Origin of the sequence: [Clostridium] aerotolerans DSM 5434, assembly GCF_000687555.1 — a bacterium.
Lineage (GTDB): Bacteria > Bacillota > Clostridia > Lachnospirales > Lachnospiraceae > Lacrimispora > Lacrimispora aerotolerans.
Genome location: NZ_JHWJ01000038.1, coordinates 1 through 3,856, shown reverse-complemented (window position 1 = coordinate 3,856; position 3,856 = coordinate 1). Strand labels below are relative to the sequence as shown.

At 45.0% G+C, this 3,856-nt stretch carries 2 protein-coding genes and 2 pseudogenes; 2 read left to right on the top strand and 2 right to left on the bottom strand.

What is annotated here, in order from left to right; all coding sequences use genetic code 11:
* A pseudogene (locus T546_RS24390) lies at positions 1-751 on the bottom strand (hypothetical protein); the annotation flags it as partial.
* Between the two features lie 256 nt (positions 752-1,007).
* On the opposite strand from T546_RS24390, the gene T546_RS0122235 reads away from it, so the two are divergent.
* Positions 1,008-1,925, top strand: coding sequence for a helix-turn-helix transcriptional regulator (locus T546_RS0122235; RefSeq protein ID WP_026893479.1), 918 nt, complete (start codon positions 1,008-1,010; stop codon positions 1,923-1,925).
* Positions 1,926-2,085: 160 nt separating this feature from the next.
* Positions 2,086-2,616 carry a ClbS/DfsB family four-helix bundle protein gene (locus tag T546_RS0122230; protein ID WP_026893478.1) on the top strand — a complete coding sequence of 177 codons (531 nt, stop codon included), beginning with the start codon at positions 2,086-2,088 and terminating at the stop codon, positions 2,614-2,616.
* Positions 2,617-2,877: 261 nt separating this feature from the next.
* Here the strand turns inward: T546_RS0122230 and T546_RS26050 are convergent.
* Positions 2,878-3,856: pseudogene (locus T546_RS26050) on the bottom strand (hypothetical protein); the annotation flags it as partial.

The following is a 3,856-nucleotide window of genomic DNA, read 5'->3' as shown; positions in this document are numbered from 1 at the left end:
GTAGGTCCGGTATAGCCAGTGGGCCCAGTATCCCCAGTAGGTCCAGTGTCACCGGTAGGTCCGGTATAGCCAGTCGGTCCAGTGTCTCCCGTCGGTCCGGTATCTCCGGTCGGTCCAGTAGCCCCCGTAGGTCCGGTGTCGCCAGTCTGCCCAGTGTCGCCGGTAGGTCCGGTATCCCCGGTAGGTCCGGTTGCCCCAGTCGATCCAGTGTCGCCGGTAGGTCCAGCGTCGCCGGTAGGTCCAGTATCCCCGGTAGGTCCAGCGTCACCGGTAGGTCCAGTATCGCCAGTCGGCCCAGTGTCACCGGTAGGTCCGGTATCTCCAGTCGGCCCAGAATCGCCGGTAGGTCCGGTATCCCCAGTCGGTCCGGTATCCCCAGTCGGTCCAGTGTCCCCAGTCGGCCCAGTGTTGCCGGTAGGCCCAGTATCGCCAGTCGGTCCAGTAGCACCCGTAGGTCCGGTATAGCCAGTAGGACCGGTATAGCCAGTAGGGCCGGTATAGCCTGTAGGTCCAGTGTCGCCAGTAGTTCCAGTGTCTCCGATAGGTCCGGTTGCTCCAGTAGTTCCAGTGTCGCCCGTCGGCCCAGTGTCACCAGTAGGTCCGGATGCACCCGTAGGTCCAGTATAGCCGGTAGGTCCAGTATCACCAATCGGTCCTGTTGCACCCATAGGCCCGGTAGTGCCGTATATATTAAGAAACAGCTGATAAAATTATTGCTTAATAGGTCGGAAAATAGATACATAGGAATCATTTATCAGATGATAAATTCATGCAATTTAGGGTGGTACTTCCCTGCTGTTTACAGTCTATTACAAGTCCATAAGTTTATAATATCAATTATAAAAAATGAGGTTTTATGTATAACCGTAATCTAAAATGAAATATTTCAGTATAAATTCTAAATCTGACTCCGAACTGTAAAATAATGTTTAAATACCAAATCTCATTGTTGACATAAAGGTGTCATAAAAGTATGATATGTTAAATGAAATAGAGGAGGAATAACAATGCGTCTGCATAGGTTGCTCGGCATTTTATCCATATTATTATCACGCGAGACAATATCAGCTAAAACATTATCTGAAAAATTTCAGGTTTCTCTAAGGACAATATATCGTGACATTAAAGCCATTGAAGAAGCTGGTATACCTCTGTATGCTGTACCTGGAAATGGAGGGGGCATTGGAATTGTTAAAGAATATAAACTTAATAAAACTGCACTTACGAGCGATGAAATAAATTATCTAATGGCAGGAATATCTGGATTGAAAACAATAACAGATACAGAATCCCTACAGATTTTATTGACAAAGCTTTCTCCTCCTGACTCTTATCTAGCAGTGGATTCAGACTTTTTAATAGATTTTTCTGCTTGGAACAGAAATGCTACTGAAGCATTGAGGCAGAAGATAAATTTAATTCGTACATCAATTATGAGCAAAAGTTATCTACAGATTGAATATTTGTCTTCCCATAGAAGATCCAATGTAAAAATTGCACCATATAAGATAGTGTTTAAAAGTGCAGCCTGGTATTTGTTTGGTAAAAAAAATGATAGTAGTGAGTTTTACTTTTATAAAATAAATCGTATAGTAAAAATGGAAATATTAAATGAACCGTTCATTCCAGTTAACACAGAAGTCCCAACAGACTGGAGTGACGACTTTGCTAGTGATAATGGCGAGAAAATAACATTATCCTTTGATCAATCTATAGAGTACCAGATACTTGATATATTTGGAAAAGAGAATTACGAGCGAGGGAAAAATGGGTCTGTAATAGTGATATTTCATTGTGCCAATCGGGACTGGCTTATACATTTTTTATTAGGTTTTGGCTTAAATGTAGAGATAATTGATCCACCCAGCCTAAAGAAGGAATATCTGTGCTATTTAAAAAGATTAATTACTAAAACTGATTGTTGACAATATGCTGTCAAATCCAAGGTGTATTATATAAAAATGGGATGCTTCATTTTAAACATAAATAATGTTGTAATAATTGAACAAGGTTCAATAGAGACTTATTATTTATAGCACTTTTACAAAAGGTAAAAATCATAAATCCCAGGAAAGGAGAGTAGATATGCAAGAATATAGTAGTAAGAGCGCATTTATTGACGAGATTAAAAAAACAGCTAAATTATTTATTGATGAATTTGAAGAAATTGAAGAGTCTGAGAAGAATATTCGCTATAATGAAGTAGATCGAACTCCACAGGAAATTATAGCGTATCAACTGGGGTGGATGAGCCTGCTCCGCGGCTGGGATAGTGATGAAATGATGGGCAAAGAGGTTATAACTCCTGAACCCGGCTATAAATGGAATCAGCTCGGCGGGTTATATCAAAGCTTCTATACAAAATATAAGAGTCAATCTTTAAAGCAGCTTATCAAAATGTTTGTTGATGCAGTGGATTCATTAGTTGAATGGCTTAACGAATTTGATGATGATGAACTATTTCAATCTGGTGGTAGAAAATGGGCAGCATCAACAAACTCCAATTGGCCCGTATGGAAATGGATTCATATTAATACTGTTGCTCCATTTAAATCATTTCGCACTAAAATAAGGAAATGGAAAAAAGTACATCAATTAAATAGAATGGTGAACTGAAATTTACTCATTGGATATATGAGCTGCTTATAAATAAAATTAAGATTGAGGTTGTATAAGTTAATATATATTGAATAAAAAGTCTTTGTTTCTTGGGTTATTATAAAATAGTTATTGTACTATTGCGAAAAAGAAACAACTTATGGAGCGAATTGAGGTATAAGTTTTTGTAAGAACATTGTGACATTTATATAAATGTTACAGTGTTCTTTCATGTTTATAGACATTGAGTAAGTATGTAATTTATTCAATTTTTTCCTATTATAAATGCACCGGTGTCGCCAGTAGGACCAGTGTCACCAGTCGGTCCAGTATCACCAGTAGGCCCAGTTTCGCCAGTAGGTCCAGTATCCCCGGTAGGTCCAGTGTCCCCCGTAGATCCGGTATCGCCGGTAGGTCCGGTATCGCCCGTAGGTCCTGTATCCCCGATAGGTCCAGTGTCCCCAGTAGGCCCAGTAGCCCCCGTAGGTCCGGTGTCGCCCGTAGGGCCAGTGTTCCCGGTAGGTCCAGTGTCCCCGGTAGGTCCCGTAGCCCCGGTAGGTCCCGTAGCCCCCGTAGGTCCGGTGTCGCCAGTAGGCCCAGTGTCCCCCATAGGTCCGGTATCACCAGTAGGCCCGGTGTCGCCGGTAGGTCCGGTATCACCAGTAGGCCCAGTATCGCCGGTCGGTCCGGTATCCCCCGTAGGTCCAGTGTAGCCAGTAGGTCCGGTATCCCCAGTAGGTCCAGTATCCCCCGTAGATCCAGTATCACCGGTAGGTCCAGTATCACCAGTAGGTCCGGTGCCGCCAGTAGGTCCAGTGTCCCCAGTAGGTCCGGTATATCCGGTTGGTCCCGTAGGCCCAGTGTCACCAGTAGGCCCAGTATCGCCCGTAGGTCCGGTAGCCCCCGTAGGTCCAGTATCCCCAATAGGTCCAGTGTCACCAGTAGGCCCAGTAGCCCCAGTAGGTCCGGTGTCGCCGGTCGGTCCGGTATCACCAGTAGGCCCAGTATCGCCGGTAGGTCCGGTATCCCCAGTAGGTCCAGTGTAGCCAGTAGGTCCGGTATTGCCAGTAGGCCCAGTGTCGCCAGTAGGTCCGGTATCGCCAGTAGGTCCAGTATCCCCCGTAGATCCAGTATCACCGGTCGGTCCAGTATCCCCCGTAGTTCCGGTGTCGCCGGTTGGTCCCGTAGGCCCAGTGTCCCCAGTAGGCCCAGTATCGCCGGTAGGTCCGGTATAGCCAGTAGGCCCAGTGTCCCCGGT

Coding starts and splice junctions, on each gene's coding strand:
- T546_RS0122235 (WP_026893479.1), top strand. CDS start 1,008: ATGCGTCTGCATAGGTTGCTCGGCATTTTATCCATATTATTATCACGC.
- T546_RS0122230 (WP_026893478.1), top strand. CDS start 2,086: ATGCAAGAATATAGTAGTAAGAGCGCATTTATTGACGAGATTAAAAAA.